This window comes from Acinetobacter lactucae (assembly GCF_013344765.1).
Classification (GTDB): domain Bacteria; phylum Pseudomonadota; class Gammaproteobacteria; order Pseudomonadales; family Moraxellaceae; genus Acinetobacter; species Acinetobacter lactucae_A.
This window is the reverse complement of record NZ_JABVBF010000279.1, coordinates 1-2,229: the sequence shown is the minus strand read 5'-3', so window position 1 is coordinate 2,229 and position 2,229 is coordinate 1. Positions and strand designations below refer to the sequence as shown.

4 protein-coding genes are annotated in these 2,229 nt (G+C 34.9%); 1 reads left to right on the top strand and 3 read right to left on the bottom strand.

What is annotated here, in order from left to right; genetic code table 11:
- Positions 1-140: 140 nt before the first annotated feature.
- From HUN22_RS16645 to HUN22_RS16640, 3 genes are read right to left on the bottom strand one after another with little or no spacing between them, the layout of a single operon-like run.
- A complete protein-coding gene (locus HUN22_RS16645; RefSeq protein ID WP_151747311.1) occupies positions 141-758 on the bottom strand; it encodes a methyltransferase family protein in 618 nt (205 codons plus the stop codon).
- The gene (locus HUN22_RS18265) at positions 749-943 is read right to left on the bottom strand and encodes a hypothetical protein (RefSeq protein WP_151747312.1); all 195 of its coding nucleotides are present in this window, start codon (positions 941-943) and stop codon (positions 749-751) included. Before HUN22_RS18265 ends, HUN22_RS16645 begins: the two co-directional genes overlap by 10 nt.
- 56 nt (positions 944-999) lie before the next feature.
- Complete coding sequence (locus HUN22_RS16640; protein ID WP_174731708.1) at positions 1,000-1,398, bottom strand: cation efflux protein, CzcI-like; 399 nt, start codon at positions 1,396-1,398, stop codon at positions 1,000-1,002.
- A gap of 156 nt (positions 1,399-1,554) precedes the next feature.
- On the opposite strand from HUN22_RS16640, the gene HUN22_RS16635 reads away from it, so the two are divergent.
- Positions 1,555-2,229: hypothetical protein (locus tag HUN22_RS16635; RefSeq protein WP_174731705.1), on the top strand; the 675-nt coding region annotated here is incomplete at its 3' end.

Genomic DNA, 2,229 nt, shown 5'->3' with positions numbered 1-2,229 from the left:
ATAATCACCTTATTTAAATCTTCCGAACTTATTTAAGGACTTAATCCAGAAATAACTATTGTTCGCATGCCTTAATTAATCCATTCAAGACAAATCTTCTGAGTCTCTGAGAAGCATAAGGATATGTTTTCCTTTCATGCTTACAACCAACTAAACAAAGAAGGAAGAACACCATGCAATCGCAGCTCATCAAAAAGTTGAACCAAAGCCGCAACCCAGATAAACCAAACCACCTGTGTCAAAAAAATGCGGAAATGTTTTGGTGAAACCTGATAAAACTCAGGTTCTTTGAAATTTCTGAAACTTGGTAAAAACCGAGGAATCGTCTTTACATAATCTGAATATGCAGTTCCATATTTTTCACTCAGGAAGGCTTCTTCTTGTCGTATGACATAATGGTAATAACCGAGAAAATAAAGCGTAAATAAAACTGGGAAGATAAACGTCTCTGTAATCAACATGATGCCGACTCCTCCCAGATAACTAAATAGATAGAGCGGGTTTCTACATAGAGAATAGGGACCGTCTGTCACTAACTTGGAATTCTTAAATCCAGAAATGTAAAGACTGCACCATATTCTTCCCATTACTCCGATGCCCACAAAAAACCATCCAAAGAACCATAAAATATGTTCCACGAATGCCGCCTGAAAATGCCATTTACTAAAACTGAATGCGAGGATAATAGCTAAAATAAGCCCAATCACTCGGGAGCTCACAGTTCGAACACGGGGGGAAAATAAAATATTCATTTCCATAAACCTCCATCACTATGAATCATCAGAGATGAGATAACTGATTCATTAAAATGATATTTTTGTTTTACGGAAAGATTTGACAAAACCTTATATCCCGCCTTGTCATTAACATAAAGACGTGAATGTTTAAGTGAGTAATCTACATAGAAGATTGCTGCGCTTTGTTTGCACATATAATTAAGCATAAAATAACCCTTTGAAATAAATAAATTTCTGGTGGGTTATTTTTTGGCTACCCCACCTATAGCAGGGTTAAGACAGGAGGGGGATTTAGAGCATCGAGATGCGGAGACTGATAAGAATTAGACCAGTAATAGATTTGTGAAAGCTCATGTACATGTACTATAGCTTCTTGAGCTTGTTTTGCGTTGTCAGTCATCACTACATGAAAACATGAAGGTAAATGATCGTGATGATCTTGCAAACTTAGAGGAGCCTCATAATCGTTTATTACGTCATCTACCTGCTTAGTATCCGTTTGATTTAAAGACTGATATACATTCAAATCTGCATGATGACCGAAATGTTGTGATACCTTCACCTGATTTTCATGCACGCAAAATGCTGCTGCCACATTCCATAAACTCTGAAATATGAGCAAACCAAACAAGACGGACAAAAAAACCGTAGAACGTGACAACAGTACACCAATGACAGTTAAGAAATTGTACAAACTCACTATAGCAGGCGATCTATATGTAATAAAATTACAAAATGTTGATTTATGAGTATGTTCATTAACTCATCTTTCCTATCTTTATCTTCACAAAAATAATTTCTTTTAAGAGTAATGTTCATGCATAAAACACTAACCACTTGTATATTATTAAGTTGTCTTGGCTTAAGTGGATGTGCAACGAATCTATTGTCTACAGCTTTACCAAATGAAACAACTCAAATTAAAACTACCGTTTTAAAAACTGATCAAATTATTGCTTTGGGGCAAGTAATCAAAAATGAGCAAGAACAAGGCTTAGTATTTGTGGGTCAAGACTATAACTATTTGATGACTGATGGTAGTTCAGAATTTTTAAATATCATAAAGAACATTCCAGCAAATCAAAGAACTTTGAATATTTCATCACCTCTTATTCTAGAAATGGATGATCCCACTCATTTTCATGGAGAACTGCAATTTAAATATAAAACTTCTCTATCGATGCTTTCTGACCAACAAAAAGAAAATTTAAAAAAATTAGGATTTAAAAATCAATTCATCGTCATGGAGAATGAAAAAGAAATGTTATATCCATACGCGATTGTCCGTTTTAAAGGACAAATTTATAAAGCTCCAGAAACACAAAAAATTCAACAAACTATTCCTGCCCCCTACCCAGTCGCTTTACAGCAAAAAGATGAAATAACCAAGAAACATCCGTTTAAACGTGTAACACGTATGGTGCTTTATCCTTTAGCGATGACCTTTGACGTGATTACTGTAGCTCCATCACTAATATGGTCAGATTTGAAT

What these genes read in the sequence shown, in the direction of transcription:
- HUN22_RS16645 (WP_151747311.1), bottom strand. Translation starts at nt 758, where the DNA reads ATGGAAATGAATATTTTATTTTCCCCCCGTGTTCGAACTGTGAGCTCC.
- HUN22_RS18265 (WP_151747312.1), bottom strand. Translation starts at nt 943, where the DNA reads ATGCTTAATTATATGTGCAAACAAAGCGCAGCAATCTTCTATGTAGAT.